Raw genomic sequence first — 16,631 nt, 5'->3', positions numbered from 1 at the left:
ATAATATTATCAATTAATTTTCAATTTCCCTCATTTTTTACAAATAAATTATTTTTAAACTCCTAAATAAAACCCTTACTTTTGACATCAAAATCAAAACTCATAAAATGAAAAAATTTTCAATTGAATTTAAGTGGGCTGCATTAGCAACTTTAGTAGCTTTAATTTGGATGTTTTTGGAAAAATACCTCGGATATCACGATGAAAAAATTAGATTTCAAATCGGATTTTCCCTCCTATTTAATTTACCTTTAATAGCCATATACTATTTAGCACTTAAAGAAAAGAAAAAAGATTTTTACAACGGTATTACTACTTGGAGACAAGTGTTTTTCACAGGAATAGTACTCTGTATAATGATAAGTTTGTTTTACCCAATTATACAGTATATTACTTTTATGCAAGTATCCCCAAATTTCATAAACCACTTAATAAATGAGGTAGTAGAGCGTGGCGGAATGACTTTAGAGGACGCACAAGCCAATATTTCGTTTGATGTTTATTTAAGACAAGGCGTATCAGGCAACCTCTCTACAGGAGTTGTCACTTCAGCTATTTTGGCTTATTTTTTGCAGACTAAACAAAGCTCTCAAGATGAGAAAACGCCTATTAAACCTATGAAAAAGAAATACCAAGGTAAAAACAAAGTAAAATAATTAAAACCTAATTAAACCTGCATATATTATGGATATCAGAAATATACCGCTAATTAAAAATATAGAAAGTGATAATTTCTTCTTACTTGCTGGACCTTGTGCCATTGAAAATGAGGAAATGGCTTTTAGAATAGCAGAAAGACTTGTAGAAATCACTGACTCACTTAAAATACCTTTTGTATTCAAAGGATCTTTTAAAAAAGCAAATCGTTCAAGAATTGATAGCTTTACAGGAATTGGTGATGAAAATGCATTAAAAATATTAGAAAAAGTAGGAAAAGAATTTAAAGTTCCTACAGTAACAGATATACATGAAAGTAGCGATGCAGCAATGGCAGCAGCTTATGTTGATGTTTTGCAAATCCCTGCCTTCCTAGTACGTCAAACAGATTTAGTAGTTGCAGCTGCAGAAACTGGCAAAACTGTAAACTTAAAAAAAGGTCAATTCATGAGTCCAGAAAGTATGAAACATGCCGTACAAAAAGTTTTAGACTGTAATAATAAAAATGTTATGGTGACAGATAGAGGTACTATGTTTGGTTATCAAGATATGATTGTTGACTATAGAGGAATTCCCACCATGCAACAGTTCGCAACTACAGTTTTAGACATTACTCATTCTTTACAGCAACCAAACCAAGCATCTGGAGTTACTGGTGGTCGACCAGACTTGATTGAGACAGTAGCAAAAGCAGGTATTGCTGTCGGAGTTGACGGAATTTTTATTGAAACTCATTTTGACCCAGCAAACGCAAAAAGCGATGGAGCTAATATGCTACACTTAGATTACTTCGAAGACTTAATGAAAAAACTAGTTGCAATTAGACAAACAATACGACAGTTTTAATAGACAAGCTATTTTTCTTTTTAAATTACTATTTTCATTTCCAAACACTTATATAGCAAAGGAAAATTATTAATAAAAATATTTTAAAAAAGACTTTTATATTCAAAAAACAGCTTTATATTTGCACCGTTGAACAAACAAATAGGCGATATCGCTTATGGGGGGATACTCAAGCGGCCAACGAGGACGGACTGTAAATCCGTTGGGAAACCTTCGCAGGTTCGAATCCTGCTCCCCCCACAAAACAGTTCTATTTAATAGAACTGTTTTTTTTTGAATTGAAATAGCACAAAACAATTTTAATATTTATTTAATCATTTCTTGTTTTTATAAAAATTAATATTACATTTGCACTTCCTGATTCAGGAAAGAAGCTAAACGCTTATGGGGGGATACTCAAGCGGCCAACGAGGACGGACTGTAAATCCGTTGGGAAACCTTCGCAGGTTCGAATCCTGCTCCCCCCACAAAACAGCTCTTTTTAAGAGCTGTTTTTTTTTGCCCACTATCTTCTGAAATCAAGCTATTTATTTTTATCTCAAAAAACACGTAAGCCTTGTACTTTTTCATTATTTTAGCAATAAATATATTCACGTTATGAGAACAAATATTTCTTTTCTATTATTAGCTTTTGCTTTATTTACAAGTCAATTATCTTTCTCTCAATCTCCTTTACATATTGGAGTAAAAGCAGGAGCCAACTTTACAGATATCTCAACATCTTTATCTGATTATAGCACTAAATCAGCAACAGGATTTGTTGGAGGAGCAACAGTACGTTTAGATATTAAAAAAGCTTACCTACAAGCCGATTTAATGTATGCTGAAAAAAACACTAAATTTGAATCTACATCATTAGGTGGAGACAACACTAAATGGAAGAACTTAGAAGTTCCATTGGTATTTGGTTATAAATTAATAGACCTTTCTGTTTTTAATCTTAGAGCTTATGCTGGAGGTGTATATACAAAAATCATAACAGACAAAGTATCTACTGACCAAATATCTGGTGTTTTTGATGATTTTGACAAAAACAACCTAGGATATCGAGTAGGACTAGGTGTAGATGTTCTAAAATTCAGCTTAGATGTTTCATATGATAGCGGTTTCAAAAACATCAGCAACAACTATAAAACAAAACCAAATTCCATTACCGCGACATTAGGTTTTTTCATACTATAAAAAAAACAAGAAATTTTAATACTTAAATAAGGCTACATTTTGAAAATGTAGCCTTATTTAAGTATTAACAAAGAAACCATATCAAACACTAATCTCTGTCTCTTTTTTAATTTTTTATAGACAGCATTGCTAATATAAAAATTTCAGTACTTTTGTCCTTATGCAGAAATCAGTAAACATATTAAACCGTAAAGCTAAATTCAACTACGATATACTTGAAAAGTTTACCGCAGGAATAGTATTAGCAGGAAGTGAAATAAAATCAATACGTTTAGGTAAAGCTAGTATTGCTGAAAGTTTTTGTGAATTTCAAGGAATGGAATTATATGCTATCAATACGCACATTGAAGAATATGCGTATAGCAAGCATTTTAATCACAAACCAAAAACAGAACGCAAGTTATTACTAAATAAAAAAGAATTAAAGAGTCTTCATAAAAGCATTCAAAACAAAGGATTAACAATCATTCCTCTGCGTCTTTTTACAAATGAAAAAGGGTTAGCAAAATTAGACATAGCCCTATGCAAAGGTAAAAAAGATTACGATAAAAGAGACTCCATAAAAGATAGAGACACAAAAAGAGATCTAGATAGACTAAAAAAAACATATTAAAAAAGGCGCTAAATTTAGCGCCTTTTTTTAATTTCTATCTTCCAACATAGGAACAAACCTAAAGTCCCCAAACTCATGTTTCTCAAATTGCGTTTCATTCTTTCTAATTAACAAAGTCATGATTTGTTGCTCCTCCCCTACAGGAATAACCAACCTACCACCAATTTTTAATTGAGCCATTAAAGGCTGTGGGATAAATGGCGCACCAGCAGTAACAATAATTGAATCAAATGGCGCAAAATTAGGCAACCCCTTATAACCATCTCCAAAAGTCAGATGTCTTGCACGAATACCTAATTTAGGAAGTAATACAGATGTTTTTTTGTACAACTCATTTTGTCTTTCAACACTAAAAACTCGAGCTCCCATCCCATATAACACAGCTGTCTGATACCCACTTCCCGTACCAATTTCCAATACTTTATCATCGCGCTTCACCTCTAGTAACTGAGATTGAAACGCAACGGTATAAGGTTGCGAAATAGTTTGTCCTGCCCCTATAGGGAAAGCCGTGTCTTGATATGCAAAATTTTCAAAACTCGAATCTAGAAAAAGGTGTCTGGGAATAGTTTTTATTGCTTGAAGCACATTTTTATCAGTAATTCCCTTTTTCATTAAAACTTCAACTAATTGATTTCTTAGTCCTTGATGTTTGGCTAAATCTCTCACTCCAACAAAAATTATTTGGTGTAAAATTACATAATATTTAAGTATAAAAACACCTTGAAAAACCAGTTATAATGTAGCATGAGGAAAGTTTAGACCTTAAATCTTATGCAGTAAGCAAATAAGTTTTATTTTTGCTATCAAATAATATTTTTTATGCTGAAAGTAGGTGTTTTAGGCGCAGGGCATTTAGGTAAAATTCACTTACGCCTTTTGAACCAGTCCACGAAATATGTATTAGTTGGTTTTTATGACCCTAATCAAGATAATGCAAATAAAGTTTCTGAAGAATTTGGATATCGTTCTTTTAGTTCCATTGAGGAATTAATAAAAGAAGTAGATGTGGTAGATATTGTTACACCTACACTTTCCCATTTTGATTGTGCCAAATTGGCAATAAAAGCGGGTAAACATGTTTTTTTAGAAAAACCAATAACAAATACCGTTGCTGAAGCAGAAGAACTTATAGCACTTACTAAGACTCATGGAGTAAAAGGTCAGGTTGGACATGTAGAACGTTTCAATCCGGCATTTCAAGCAGTTAGTACTATGATTGAAAACCCAATGTTCATAGAAACACATAGATTAGCTGAATTCAATCCGAGAGGAACAGACGTTCCGGTTGTATTAGATTTAATGATTCACGATCTAGACGCTATTCTGAGTGTGGTTAAATCTCCTGTAAAAAAAGTAAATGCTAGTGGAGTTGCTATTTTAAGTGAATCTCCAGATATCGCAAATGCACGTATAGAATTTGAAAATGGCTGTGTAGCAAATGTTACAGCAAGTAGAATATCAATGAAAAATATGCGAAAATCTCGTTTCTTTCAACGAGATGCGTATATATCAGTAGATTACTTAGAAAAAGTCTGTGAGGTTGTAAAAATGAAAGAAGCACCTGAGATTCCTGGTGATTTTGATTTAATTTTTCAAAATGCAGAAGGTGTGAAAAAGCAAATTTATTATAACAATCCAAGTGTACTTCCTAACAATGCTATTTTAGAAGAATTAGAAACATTTGCTGATGCAATAAACAACAACTCAACACCGGTAGTAACATTAGAAGATGGGACAGCAGCATTGAGATTGGCTTATCAAATAATTGATGCTTTTCAAAAATAACACAAGAAATTAAATAAATATAAAAAGAAGAATTATGAAAAATATAGCTGTAATTGGAGCAGGTACGATGGGGAATGGAATCGCTCATACATTTGCACAAAAAGGTTTTACGGTATTTTTAATTGATATTTCAGAAAAATCAATTGAAAGAGGAATGGCAACGATCATTAGTAATTTAGATCGAATGATTTCTAAAGGAACCATAACTGAAGCAGACAAAAAAGCAACGATAGAAAACATCATTACGTATACGGACGTAAAAGACGGTGTTATAAATGCAGATTTGGTAGTAGAAGCAGCAACTGAAAATATCAACCTAAAACTTAATATCTTTAAAGAATTAAGTGAAATTTGTTCTGAAGACACCATATTAGCATCCAATACTTCTTCCATTTCAATTACACAAATAGCTTCAGTAGTTAAGAATCCTAGTAGAGTGATTGGAATGCACTTCATGAACCCAGTTCCTATTATGAAATTGGTTGAAATAATCCGTGGTTACAATACTTCAGACGAAGTAACTAAAACCATCATGGAATTGTCTAAAACATTAGGTAAGACACCAACAGAAGTAAATGACTACCCAGGTTTTGTAGCAAATAGAATCTTAATGCCAATGATTAATGAATCTATTGAAACACTATACAATGGAGTTGCGGGAGTAGATGAAATAGATACAGTAATGAAATTAGGAATGGCTCATCCTATGGGACCTTTACAATTAGCTGATTTCATAGGATTAGATGTATGTCTTTCTATTCTAAACGTTATGTACGACGGGTTTAAAAACCCTAAGTATGCACCGTGTCCTCTATTAGTAAATATGGTTATGGCAGGAAAACTAGGAGTAAAATCTGGTGAAGGTTTCTATGACTATAGTGAAAGTAAAAAAGCAGAAAAAGTCGCAAAAATGTTTCAATAATTTGATGCTTTAGCCTCAAGAACAAAGACAACCAAATAAGTTCATTTGGTTGTCTTCTTTTAATATCAAAATTCAAAATGGCAAAAATAATCCCGTTTCAAGGTTTGCGCCCCACGGCGGATAAAGTAAGTTTAGTAACCTCTCGTTCCTACGAAGATTACACTGCAGCAGAATTAGCATATCTTTTAGAATACAATCCTTTTTCTTTCTTACATGTCATCAATCCGGCTTATGTAAATCAACAAAAAGTAACAGCTGATAAACGCTTTAAGATGGTGTCAAATAAACTTAATGACTTTAAAAAAGAGGGTGTCTTTGTAAAAGAAGAATTCCCTTCTTTTTATATCTATCAAATCGAAAAAAAAAACAGCTTATTTACAGGTATTCTTGCAGGAACCGCCATTGAAGATTATCAAAAAAACATAATTAAAAAACACGAAGATACACTAGAATATCGCGTAAACGTTTTTAAAGAATACTTACACTTTAGTAGATTTAACCCAGAACCAGTGTTGATGATGTACCCAGATCAGGAAGACATCAATAATTGGATTAATATTCAAAAGCAATCGGACCCAATTTATAACTTCTCTACTGTTACTAAAGAAAGACATACGATTTGGCAAGTTCAAAATGAAATTGATTTGCAATGGGTTAAAAATAAATTCGAATCTATCAACGAATTATATATTGCAGACGGACATCATCGATCAGCCTCTGCTGAAATGTTACACAATGAGGGTGACCAAGTTGAGAATAACCATTTAAAATATTTTATGAGCTATCTAATATCCGAAAGCAACATAAAAATTTACGAATACAACCGTATTATCCATGACTTAAATAATCACACCAAAGAAGAGTTTCTGGAAAAAATACAAGAAAAATTTATATTGGAAAACAAAGAACAACAGCTTTGGAAACCAACAAAAAAAATGGAATTCGGTATGTATCTAGACGGTGACTTTTATTCACTTCGCCTAAAAGAACAGCTAGACAGCACCGACCTATTAGACCATTTAGATGCACAAATTCTTTATAATGAAATCCTTAACCCTATACTTGGCTTAGACGATTTACGAAATGATGCTAGAATTGACTATGTGCCAGGAAATGAATCTATAGTATCAATAAAAGAAATGGTAGATGACGGAGAATATGAGGTTGGCTTCATGCTTTACCCTACAAATGTTGCAGAAATAAAAGCTCTTGCAGATAATAATTTAATTATGCCACCTAAGAGCACCTATATAGAACCAAAATTCATGAATGGGCTAATCATTTATGAAATTTAAATAAGATTAATTATGAAAACGATCACTGAAAACATTCAAAAAATAAAAAACGAGCTTCCTAAGCATGTTACATTAGTCGCAGTTTCCAAAACCAAGCCTATTGAAAACATCATCGAAGCATATGAGTCAGGACAACGTATATTTGGAGAAAATAAAGTTCAAGAGATGGTCGAAAAACAAGAGGCCTTACCAAAAGACATTCAATGGCACATGATAGGGCATTTACAAAGGAATAAAGTTAAATATATAGCTTCTTTTGTAGATCTGATTCACGGAGTAGATAGTTTTAAATTACTTCAAGAGATTGATAAACAAGGTAAAAGAAACAACCGAATAATTTCGTGTTTATTACAAATATTTATTGCGGAAGAAGACACCAAGTTTGGTCTCAATCAAGAAGAACTAAATCAAATGCTTTCTGATGAAGCTTTCCAAGATTTAAATAACATCAAGATTGTAGGTCTTATGGGAATGGCCACATTTACTGAAGATACTAATAAAATAAAACGTGAATTCACATTTTTAAAAGATATTTACGAACAGACAAGGGAAAAATATGTTAATTTAGAGCAACTTAACTTACAAACCTTGTCTATGGGAATGAGCAATGACTACCCTATTGCCATAGAATGCGGAAGTACTATGGTTCGTATAGGAAGTCATATATTTGGAATAAGAAATCACTAATAAAACCTAGCAGAACTTGTACGCAGTTTTAGATATAGAAACCACAGGAGGGCAATACAACGAAGAAGGAATCACCGAAATTGCCATATACAAATACGATGGAGATCAAGTAGTTGACCAATTCATCAGTTTAGTAAATCCTGAAATTGAGATTCAACCTTTTGTGGTCAAATTAACTGGCATCAACAATGCTATGTTACGCTCTGCTCCAAAATTTTATGAAGTAGCAAAACGAATAATTGAAATGACAGAAAACTGTGTGATAGTTGCACATAATGCTGAATTTGATTACCGTATTCTACGAATGGAATTTAAAAGACTTGGTTTTGATTTTAAAAGAGACACTTTATGTACCGTAGAACTTTCAAAAAAATTATTACCTGAACAAACAGCATATAGTTTAGGTAAATTAGTGCGATCATTAGGAATCCCAATTTCAGACAGACATAGAGCAAACGGAGATGCCTTAGCAACTTTAAAACTATTTATATTATTACAATCAAAAGACAAAGAAAAAACCATACTTCGTTCGATGATAAAATCGGATATAAAAACAGGTTTAGCACCAAAATTCTTAGACATGGTAGAAAATTTACCTTCTACAGTTGGAATATATTATATTCATAATAAAGAAGGTGCCATTATCTATATTGGAAAAAGTAACAATATCAAGAAGAAAATACATCAGCATTTTACAAGTGACTCAAAAATATTTAAGAAAATACAAAGCGAAACTTATACAGTAACTTTTGAGAAAACTGCTACAGAACTTATTGCACAATTAAAAGAAAACGAAGAAGTTAGCATCAATAACCCTATCTATAACAAAGTTAGTAGAAGAGGAATATATCCCTATTCTTTATATCTAAAAACAAATAGTAAAGGTTATCTATACCTTTCCATAGACAAAACAGATGGCCGAAAACGAAACCTTATGGCATTTGTTTCACCTAATGAAGGGATGAAGTTTATCGAAAAATTAAAAACAGAAGATTCCGTAAATTTTTATGTTGATGGTTATTATCCACTTAAAACTAAAAAAATAAACAACGAAAACTTTTTTGATTCAATAGAAATTCCTTTTGAACAATATAACGAGAATATAATAGCTTTATTAGAACCTTTTGATATCGATAGTACAAACACTATGATACTAGATAAAGGCAGAACTATAAATGAAAGAAGTGCCGTATTTATAGAAAAGGGAACCTTAAAAGGATATTGTTTTTATGACCTAAATTTTCAAATAAACAACCCAGAGAGAATCGAAGGAAACTGTACACCAGTTAGCTTTTTTAGAAATAACAGAAGTATTATTTTAAATTACCTCAATAAGAGAAAAGGGTTTAAACTAGTTAAATACTAAAAATTTAAAAGGGCATGAAACATAAGATTAAGAATAAATACGATATTCTAAAGCAAAAAATTTATATCATTATATATGGTTCCAATACTTTTGCAGGAAAGCTTTTTGATTTAGTATTATTAGGTGTAATTCTGCTAAGTGTATTACTAGTGATGCTTGAATCAGTAGAAAGATTAGATAGTAAATACCACACCTTTATTATTGTATCGGAGTGGATTATTACCGTTTTCTTTTCTTTAGAATATGCGTTACGTATAATTTGTAACAAAAAACCACTTAAATACATATTTAGCTTCTACGGAATTGTTGATTTAATCTCTATACTTCCAATGTATCTTTCTTTCTTTATTCCTGGGTCTAGAGTGCTATCAATGGTTAGAGCTTTGCGTTTATTACGTTTATTTGGAATTTTAAATCTGATGCATTATGTTGGACAAGAATCTCATTTAAAATTAGCCTTAAAAGCTAGTAGAACCAAAATTATAGTATTTGTATATTTTATACTGATAGTTTCTGTTTTATTAGGAGCATTAATGTATTTGATCGAAGGAAAAGAAAATGGATTCACAAGTATTCCAACAAGTATATATTGGTGTATAGTTACACTGACTACAGTAGGATATGGAGACATTTCACCATCCACTCCTTTGGGTCAATCAATAGCCTCATTAATTATGATATTGGGATATGGAATAATTGCAGTACCAACTGGGATAGTAACAGCAGAATTCTCTAATCTGAAAAGAAGTAAATTAGATTCTAAATATAAAAGAAATTGCCCAACATGCACAACTACTATCTTCGATGAAGATGCTAATTATTGCTATAATTGCGGACAAAAACTACCAAATGTTTACACCAAATAAAAATTATTTAATAGTTATAGTAGGACCAACTGCCATAGGAAAAACAGCCTTAGCTATTGAAATTGCCAAACGCTATAAATCAGAAATACTATCTTGTGATAGTCGCCAATTCTTCAAAGAAATGACAATAGGGACTGCAGTTCCAAGTAAAGAAGAATTAGCAAGTGTTCCACACCATTTTATACAAAACAAATCTATCTTCGAAAATTATTCAGTAGGAGACTTTGAACGAGAAGGCATAGCTTTATTAGATGAATTGTTTGAAAAAAATCCAATACAGGTAATGGTTGGTGGATCTGGACTTTATGTAAATGCTATCCTCAATGGTTTGGATGATTTTCCAAATATAGACCCTAGTATTAGAATAAAACTTAATACTCTACTTGAAAAAGAAGGAATAGAATATCTTCAAGAACAATTAAAAGAACTAGACCCAGAACATTATCAACGAGTGGCTATAAAAAATCCACAACGTGTTATTAGAGCACTTGAAATATGTTTAGGAACAGGTAAAACTTATTCTTCATTCCTCAATCAAAAAAAGAACATCCGAAATTTCACACCAATAGTAATTGGAATTCAAGCTGAACGAGAAATAATGTATGAACGCATTAACAAACGGGTAGATATAATGATTCAAAATGGTCTGATAGAAGAGGTTACTGCTCTTTATCCATATAGAGAATTAAATGCTTTACAAACAGTAGGATATAGAGAAATCTTCTCTTACCTAAACAAAGAAATTACGTTAGATTTCGCAATAGAAGAAATTAAGAAAAATACAAGACGATTTGCAAAAAGACAATTAACTTGGTTTAAAAAAGATGAAAACACTCATTGGATTGACTATACTTCATCAACTGAACAAGTAGTCGATTTCCTAGATAAAACAATAACATAATGCCAATATCCTCCCTATTTACATCTATCTATGAAGAAGTACATGAAGTAGATTTTTCAGAATGTGCTGCTTCTGGAGCCTTATCTTTAGATGGTCTATGTAAAATAGCTCAAAAAGTAGCCACGAAACATTCTATCTTAGGAGGTATCAGTTTTCATGATTTACAAAAAATTAAGCAAGCGTGGGTATTAAACAAAATGCGTTTAGAAATAGATCATCTTCCTAAATGGCAAGATATCATTCATATTAAAACTTGGATTGAGTCTTTAGATGGTATAAGATCTATCAGAAATTTTGAAATCATTTTAAACAATCGTAGAATAATTGGAATAAGTACTCTATGGGTTATTATTAACACAGATAGAAGACGTCCAGAAAGCATGTTACTTCCTCATTCCCATTTTGAGAAATTTAATGGAATAACAGCTATTCAACAATCATTTAAAAACATTCCTACACAAGTAGAATATAAATTATTAAAAAATGGAATTGTGGAATATTCGGATTTAGATATGGTACAGCACGTTAACAATGCCAAATACATAGAATGGATAATCAATGCAGTTCATAGTAATTCTCTAGATTTTCCAACAGTTAGAGAAATAGATATGATATTTCAAAAAGAAATGCTTTGGGAAACAAAATATGAAATCTACATAAATCAAGATAACGATAATTATAACTTTAAAATAAGTAGCTCTGAAGGTATCCATTTCTTGTGTAGAGTAAATTAAAAAAGCTTTCTAGTTTTAACTAGAAAGCTTTTTTAATTTATAAAATGTTGGTATCAACTAGAAAACAAACATCGCTCTTTGACTCATCATTTCATTTACTTCATCAGCAACTTCATCTAAAACAACTTCATCATTAGCATTCATTAAAACACGGTCTATTAAAGCCACTACAGCATCCATATCACTCTCAACTAACCCTCTAGTAGTAATAGCAGGAGTACCAATACGAATTCCTGAAGTTACAAAAGGAGATTTATCATCAAAAGGTACCATATTCTTATTTACAGTAATTTCAGCTTTAACCAATGCTTGTTCAGCTTCTTTACCAGTAATATTTTTATTTCTTAAATCAATTAACATCATGTGATTATCTGTTCCACCAGAAATGATATTATAACCTCTATCTACGAACGCTTTAGCCATTGCTTTTGCATTTTTCTGTACTTGCAAAGAGTATTGGAAAAACTCATCAGACAAAGCCTCTCCAAAAGCAACTGCTTTAGCAGCGATAATATGCATCAAAGGTCCACCTTGATTTCCTGGAAAAACACCACTGTCCAAAAGAGCAGACATCATTCTTAATTCACCTTTTGGATTCTTTAAACCAAATGGATTCTCAAAATCTTTCCCCATCATAATCATTCCTCCTCTAGGTCCTCTTAATGTCTTATGTGTAGTAGTAGTCACAATATGACAATGAGGAATAGGGTCATTCATTAATCCTTTAGCAATTAAACCTGCTGGATGTGATATATCGGCCATCAACAATGCACCAACACTATCAGCAATTACTCTAAATCTCTCAAAATCCATATCACGAGAATACGCAGAAGCTCCAGCAATAATCAATTTCGGTTGTTCTTTAGTTGCAATTTCTTGAATTTTATCATAATTCAACATTCCAGTCTCTTCATCTACTCCGTAAAAAACCGGATTATATAATTTACCAGAGAAGTTCACAGGAGAACCATGAGTAAGATGCCCACCATGTGAAAGATCAAATCCCAAAATTTTATCACCTGGATTTAAACAAGCAGCAAAAACTGCTGTATTAGCTTGTGAACCCGAGTGTGGTTGTACATTAACATACTCTGCTCCAAATAATGTTTTAGCTCTATCTATAGCAATTAGTTCTACAACATCAACAACTTCACACCCTCCATAATAACGTCTATTTGGATATCCTTCCGCATATTTATTCGTTAAAACAGAGCCTGCTGCTTCCATTACTTGATCACTCACAAAGTTTTCAGAAGCGATTAACTCCAGTCCATGAATTTGTCTGTCTTGCTCTTCAAGAATCAGGTCAAAAATTTGTGTATCGTTTTGCATTCTATCTGATTTCGTTAAAAATGAATTCAAAAATACGAAAAACGTTTGTTAATAGCACGCTTAATTATATATTTGATACTTCTATATTTCACTAAACAATTAAAAAATTTATTATGATTATTACTGCAAATGACCCTAAAAGAACATCTTGGTTGGAAGTAATGCCTAATTGCGACTTTCCAATTCAAAACATTCCTTTTGGTGTTTTCATTACTAAAGAAGATGTTATAACTATAGGAACTCGTATAGGTGATTTCGCAATTGATATGAATGCCCTACAACAATTAGGTTATTTTGATGGCATTGAACTGACAGACTCAGTATTTTTACAAGACACTTTAAATGACTTTATTTCATGTGGTAAAAAAACTTGGAGAGAAGTTAGAAATAGAATAGCTGAAATTTTTGATAACAACACTCCAACTCTAAGAGATAACGAAAAACATCGTGATGCTGTTATATTCGCAATTGAGGATATTGAAATGCAGCTTCCTGTATTGATTGGTGATTATACAGATTTTTACTCAAGTCGCGAACATGCTACCAATGTTGGAACTATGTTTAGAGACCCTAACAATGCATTATTACCAAACTGGCTACATATACCAGTAGGTTACCATGGAAGAAGCTCTACAATAATACCATCAGGTATAAACATAAAAAGACCTGTTGGACAAACTTTACCTAAAGGTGAAACTGTTCCGGTATTTGGACCTTCAAAAAGAGTAGACTTCGAATTGGAAACCGCTTTTATCACAACAGATGGTAACTTAATGGGAGAAAACATTCCTATTGATCATGCAGAAGATTTTATTTTTGGAATGGTATTGCTAAATGACTGGAGCGCAAGGGATATTCAAACATGGGAATACGTTCCTCTAGGACCATTCTTGGCAAAGAACTTTGCAACATCAATATCTCCTTGGATTGTAACATTAGATGCTTTAGAACCTTTTAGAACAGCTAGTCCTAAACAAGATCCAACTCCTTTTCCATATTTGCAACAAACCGGTGATCACGCGTTTGATATAAATCTGGAAGTATACATTCAACCTGAAGAATCAGAAGCTAAATTAGTATGTAAATCAAACTTCAAATATTTATATTGGACTATGAGCCAACAATTAGCACATCATACTATAAACGGATGTCGTGTTAATTCTGGAGATTTAATGGGATCTGGAACTATTTCAGGATCAGAACCATCTAGCTTCGGTTCTATGTTAGAATTAACTTGGGCAGGAAAAAATCCAATTCAAATGCCGGATAATACAACAAGAACTTTTATAAATGATAATGACACCGTTACAATGAAAGGTTTTTGTAAAAATGAAAACGTACGCTTAGGTTTTGGAGAAGTAACTTCAAAATTATTAGCAGCTACAGTAAAATACTAAGCGAATTATAAAACTAAAAAGCCATCTATGCAGATGGCTTTTTTTTATAAATCTATTTTGGAATGTATATTTTATGCTGTAATTCCTTATACTCACTATTCACATCACTATTCATAGTAATACCACCTCCGCTTTTATAACAATATTCATCTCCCCCTTCTTTTTCAATAAAACGAATTAGCACACCACTATCCACAGAATTTCCATCAAAAACCCCAGCTACTCCAGTATAAAACCCTCTCTTATAAGTTTCTACAGAATTAATAATTTCGACTGTACGTTCCTTAGGAGCCCCAGTAATAGAACCCGCTGGTAATAACTTAGAAAAAATAGTTCCTAAATTCTCACACCAATTATCCTCCAAAACTCCACATATCTCTGAGCTCATTTGCAAAATACTCCCCCTTTGAGTTTCAATTCTTTCCAAATAACGAAAGCGCTCTACCCTAACATTTTTAGAAACAAGATTCAAATCATTTCTTATCAAATCAACTATTGTATAATGTTCTGCTGTTTCTTTGTTATCATTTAAAAGAATATTTTCTGCGTTTTCTATTGAACCGTCTATAGTACCTTTCATCGGAAAAGAATAAATACGATTTTCTTTAATCTGAACAAAAATCTCAGGAGAAAAACAACAAAACAAGTCCTTATATAATAGTTTGTATTTCGCTTTCGCTATACTAAAAACATCTTTTAAATCAAGCTTAGATAATAAATTTGTTTTAGTGGTTAAATTAATCAGATAAGTATTTCCATATGCGATTTCAGATTGAACTTTCTGAAACTGATCACTATAACTATTAAAATCATACGGTGAAAAATCAATAGAAAAATCTTTATCTATCACAACATTTCTCTGTTCAACTACATTAGTTAAACCATTAAAATCAAACATGATATCATTCGAATCAACAGTATCTAACCGCTGTATAATCACTTCCTTACTATCAAAAGGAATAATAAACAAGAAAGGAATTCTCTCTTTTCCAAAAGCATTCATTTGCGAGATAGTAGTATCTTTGAGCGTCATTATTTTAAGTAAATTGAACAACAAAAATACTAAATGTCAATGAGTAAAAAGCTACAAATAGTAATTATAGATAATCATGACTCCTTTACAGGAAACTTATATCAACTCTTTGATGAAAATCCAAACTGTGACATCACTATTATACCAAATGACAAAGTCGAAATACAACTATTAATAAATTACGATAAAATTGTACTATCACCTGGACCAGACATTCCAAGTAATTATCCTATACTTTTTAATATTCTAAATACCTATGCAAATACTAAAAGTATACTAGGAATATGTTTAGGACATCAAACTCTTGTTGAATATTTTGGAGGAACTCTTTATAATCTACCTATTCCATTACACGGGCAAAAAAAAGAAATTCATATACTAAATCAGCATATCCTTTTTAAAAATATTCCTACAAAAATTGATGTGGGACTTTATCACTCTTGGGCAGCTGACCCACTCACTATTCCAAAAGAATTAGAAATTACAGCAAAAACCAGTGATGGTATCATCATGGCTATAAAACACAGAACCCTTGATATCCAAGGAGTTCAGTTTCATCCAGAATCCTATATGACCGACTATGGACGTAAAATAATCAATCAATGGATTGATGAAAAAAATTAAAAGGAAGAAAATTCGGTGATTCGTAAATACGCTAATTCGAGGATATGCAAAGAGGCTAAGAAGCAAAGGGCAAAAAAACAAGGTTGAACGTTTAGTTTTAGTCTAATCTACTAAATTAGTAATGGAGTCAGCAAAACTAATATAAGGCTAAAAGACTAATTAACAGACGACTACAAAATAATTAACCCACCTCACTTTTCAGGAGAACTTCAAAAAAGGCAGCGAACCGAGCCCAAAGGGCGAACACGCTGGTTTTATAAAACAAAAAAGTCCTCACTTTTCAGGAGAACTTCAAAAAAGGCAGCGAACCGAGCCCAAAGGGCGAACACGCTGGTCCTATATGCAAAAAAAATCCCCAACTTAAAAAAGTTGAGGATCTTCTAAAAAA

General features: G+C 32.1%; 17 protein-coding genes and 2 tRNA genes. 16 read left to right on the top strand and 3 right to left on the bottom strand.

From position 1 onward, the window contains the following. Window positions 1–107: 107 nt before the first annotated feature. From BM024_RS00095 to smpB, 6 genes are all read left to right on the top strand, one after another. The gene (locus tag BM024_RS00095; RefSeq protein ID WP_090677321.1) at window positions 108–656 is read left to right on the top strand and encodes a DUF4199 domain-containing protein; all 549 of its coding nucleotides are present in this window, start codon (window positions 108–110) and stop codon (window positions 654–656) included. Window positions 657–684: 28 nt separating this feature from the next. Next, window positions 685–1,503 (top strand): 3-deoxy-8-phosphooctulonate synthase, encoded by an 819-nt coding sequence (gene kdsA, locus BM024_RS00090; protein ID WP_090677315.1) that lies wholly within the window; start codon window positions 685–687, stop codon window positions 1,501–1,503. Window positions 1,504–1,662: 159 nt separating this feature from the next. Then, window positions 1,663–1,743, top strand: a tRNA-Tyr gene (locus tag BM024_RS00085). A 146-nt stretch (window positions 1,744–1,889) separates the two neighbouring features. Then, window positions 1,890–1,970 (top strand) — tRNA-Tyr (locus BM024_RS00080). A 130-nt stretch (window positions 1,971–2,100) separates the two neighbouring features. Beyond that, complete coding sequence (locus BM024_RS00075) at window positions 2,101–2,685, top strand: porin family protein (RefSeq protein WP_090677311.1); 585 nt, start codon at window positions 2,101–2,103, stop codon at window positions 2,683–2,685. A gap of 160 nt (window positions 2,686–2,845) precedes the next feature. Further along, entirely contained in the window at window positions 2,846–3,298 is a 453-nt protein-coding gene (gene smpB, locus BM024_RS00070; RefSeq protein ID WP_090677308.1) for an SsrA-binding protein SmpB, read from the top strand. Window positions 3,299–3,325: 27 nt separating this feature from the next. On the opposite strand, the gene BM024_RS00065 is transcribed toward smpB, so the two are convergent. Beyond that, window positions 3,326–3,967, bottom strand: a complete 642-nt coding sequence (locus BM024_RS00065; protein ID WP_090677305.1) for a protein-L-isoaspartate(D-aspartate) O-methyltransferase — start codon at window positions 3,965–3,967, stop codon at window positions 3,326–3,328. A gap of 153 nt (window positions 3,968–4,120) precedes the next feature. Here BM024_RS00065 and BM024_RS00060 point away from each other — a divergent pair, with 153 nt between their 5' ends. From BM024_RS00060 to BM024_RS00025, 8 genes are all read left to right on the top strand, one after another. Continuing rightward, window positions 4,121–5,086 carry a Gfo/Idh/MocA family protein gene (locus BM024_RS00060; RefSeq protein WP_090677302.1) on the top strand — a complete coding sequence of 322 codons (966 nt, stop codon included), beginning with the start codon at window positions 4,121–4,123 and terminating at the stop codon, window positions 5,084–5,086. Window positions 5,087–5,120: 34 nt separating this feature from the next. Next, complete coding sequence (locus BM024_RS00055; protein ID WP_090677300.1) at window positions 5,121–6,008, top strand: 3-hydroxyacyl-CoA dehydrogenase family protein; 888 nt, start codon at window positions 5,121–5,123, stop codon at window positions 6,006–6,008. Between the two features lie 77 nt (window positions 6,009–6,085). Then, window positions 6,086–7,303 (top strand): DUF1015 domain-containing protein, encoded by a 1,218-nt coding sequence (locus tag BM024_RS00050; RefSeq protein ID WP_090677298.1) that lies wholly within the window; start codon window positions 6,086–6,088, stop codon window positions 7,301–7,303. Window positions 7,304–7,315: 12 nt separating this feature from the next. Beyond that, window positions 7,316–7,990, top strand: coding sequence for a YggS family pyridoxal phosphate-dependent enzyme (locus BM024_RS00045; RefSeq protein ID WP_090677296.1), 675 nt, complete (start codon window positions 7,316–7,318; stop codon window positions 7,988–7,990). 16 nt (window positions 7,991–8,006) lie between these two features. Continuing rightward, the gene (locus tag BM024_RS00040; RefSeq protein WP_090677294.1) at window positions 8,007–9,356 is read left to right on the top strand and encodes an exonuclease domain-containing protein; all 1,350 of its coding nucleotides are present in this window, start codon (window positions 8,007–8,009) and stop codon (window positions 9,354–9,356) included. 14 nt (window positions 9,357–9,370) lie between these two features. Beyond that, window positions 9,371–10,222: an ion transporter gene (locus tag BM024_RS00035; protein WP_090677290.1), complete on the top strand. Its 852-nt coding sequence runs from the start codon at window positions 9,371–9,373 to the stop codon at window positions 10,220–10,222. After that, on the top strand, window positions 10,206–11,123 hold the full coding sequence (gene miaA, locus BM024_RS00030; protein ID WP_090677285.1) for a tRNA (adenosine(37)-N6)-dimethylallyltransferase MiaA: 918 nt from the start codon (window positions 10,206–10,208) through the stop codon (window positions 11,121–11,123). Before BM024_RS00035 ends, miaA begins: the two co-directional genes overlap by 17 nt. Continuing rightward, complete coding sequence (locus tag BM024_RS00025; RefSeq protein ID WP_090677283.1) at window positions 11,123–11,857, top strand: acyl-[acyl-carrier-protein] thioesterase; 735 nt, start codon at window positions 11,123–11,125, stop codon at window positions 11,855–11,857. The genes miaA and BM024_RS00025 overlap by 1 nt, the downstream gene beginning before the upstream one ends. A gap of 57 nt (window positions 11,858–11,914) precedes the next feature. On the opposite strand, the gene glyA is transcribed toward BM024_RS00025, so the two are convergent. Further along, on the bottom strand, window positions 11,915–13,189 hold the full coding sequence (gene glyA, locus BM024_RS00020; protein WP_090677279.1) for a serine hydroxymethyltransferase: 1,275 nt from the start codon (window positions 13,187–13,189) through the stop codon (window positions 11,915–11,917). A 113-nt stretch (window positions 13,190–13,302) separates the two neighbouring features. Here glyA and fahA point away from each other — a divergent pair, with 113 nt between their 5' ends. Next, window positions 13,303–14,586, top strand: coding sequence for a fumarylacetoacetase (gene fahA, locus BM024_RS00015; RefSeq protein WP_090677265.1), 1,284 nt, complete (start codon window positions 13,303–13,305; stop codon window positions 14,584–14,586). 52 nt (window positions 14,587–14,638) lie between these two features. Here fahA and BM024_RS00010 read toward each other — a convergent pair whose 3' ends face one another. Beyond that, window positions 14,639–15,619: an aminodeoxychorismate synthase component I gene (locus BM024_RS00010; protein WP_090677263.1), complete on the bottom strand. Its 981-nt coding sequence runs from the start codon at window positions 15,617–15,619 to the stop codon at window positions 14,639–14,641. Between the two features lie 39 nt (window positions 15,620–15,658). On the opposite strand from BM024_RS00010, the gene BM024_RS00005 reads away from it, so the two are divergent. Beyond that, entirely contained in the window at window positions 15,659–16,243 is a 585-nt protein-coding gene (locus tag BM024_RS00005; protein WP_090677761.1) for an anthranilate synthase component II, read from the top strand. Window positions 16,244–16,631 lie beyond the last annotated feature (388 nt).

Source organism: Myroides guanonis, assembly GCF_900114085.1.
GTDB lineage: Bacteria > Bacteroidota > Bacteroidia > Flavobacteriales > Flavobacteriaceae > Flavobacterium > Flavobacterium guanonis.
Note: the sequence above shows the minus strand (reverse complement) of the source record. Positions and strands in the feature narration are given on the sequence as shown.

What these genes read in the sequence shown, in the direction of transcription:
- BM024_RS00095 (WP_090677321.1), top strand. Translation starts at nt 108, where the DNA reads ATGAAAAAATTTTCAATTGAATTTAAGTGGGCTGCATTAGCAACTTTA.
- BM024_RS00075 (WP_090677311.1), top strand. Translation starts at nt 2,101, where the DNA reads ATGAGAACAAATATTTCTTTTCTATTATTAGCTTTTGCTTTATTTACA.
- kdsA (WP_090677315.1), top strand. Translation starts at nt 685, where the DNA reads ATGGATATCAGAAATATACCGCTAATTAAAAATATAGAAAGTGATAAT.
- miaA (WP_090677285.1), top strand. Translation starts at nt 10,206, where the DNA reads ATGTTTACACCAAATAAAAATTATTTAATAGTTATAGTAGGACCAACT.
- smpB (WP_090677308.1), top strand. Translation starts at nt 2,846, where the DNA reads ATGCAGAAATCAGTAAACATATTAAACCGTAAAGCTAAATTCAACTAC.
- glyA (WP_090677279.1), bottom strand. Translation starts at nt 13,189, where the DNA reads ATGCAAAACGATACACAAATTTTTGACCTGATTCTTGAAGAGCAAGAC.
- BM024_RS00060 (WP_090677302.1), top strand. Translation starts at nt 4,121, where the DNA reads ATGCTGAAAGTAGGTGTTTTAGGCGCAGGGCATTTAGGTAAAATTCAC.
- BM024_RS00055 (WP_090677300.1), top strand. Translation starts at nt 5,121, where the DNA reads ATGAAAAATATAGCTGTAATTGGAGCAGGTACGATGGGGAATGGAATC.
- BM024_RS00005 (WP_090677761.1), top strand. Translation starts at nt 15,659, where the DNA reads ATGAGTAAAAAGCTACAAATAGTAATTATAGATAATCATGACTCCTTT.
- BM024_RS00035 (WP_090677290.1), top strand. Translation starts at nt 9,371, where the DNA reads ATGAAACATAAGATTAAGAATAAATACGATATTCTAAAGCAAAAAATT.
- fahA (WP_090677265.1), top strand. Translation starts at nt 13,303, where the DNA reads ATGATTATTACTGCAAATGACCCTAAAAGAACATCTTGGTTGGAAGTA.
- BM024_RS00010 (WP_090677263.1), bottom strand. Translation starts at nt 15,619, where the DNA reads ATGACGCTCAAAGATACTACTATCTCGCAAATGAATGCTTTTGGAAAA.
- BM024_RS00025 (WP_090677283.1), top strand. Translation starts at nt 11,123, where the DNA reads ATGCCAATATCCTCCCTATTTACATCTATCTATGAAGAAGTACATGAA.
- BM024_RS00045 (WP_090677296.1), top strand. Translation starts at nt 7,316, where the DNA reads ATGAAAACGATCACTGAAAACATTCAAAAAATAAAAAACGAGCTTCCT.
- BM024_RS00050 (WP_090677298.1), top strand. Translation starts at nt 6,086, where the DNA reads ATGGCAAAAATAATCCCGTTTCAAGGTTTGCGCCCCACGGCGGATAAA.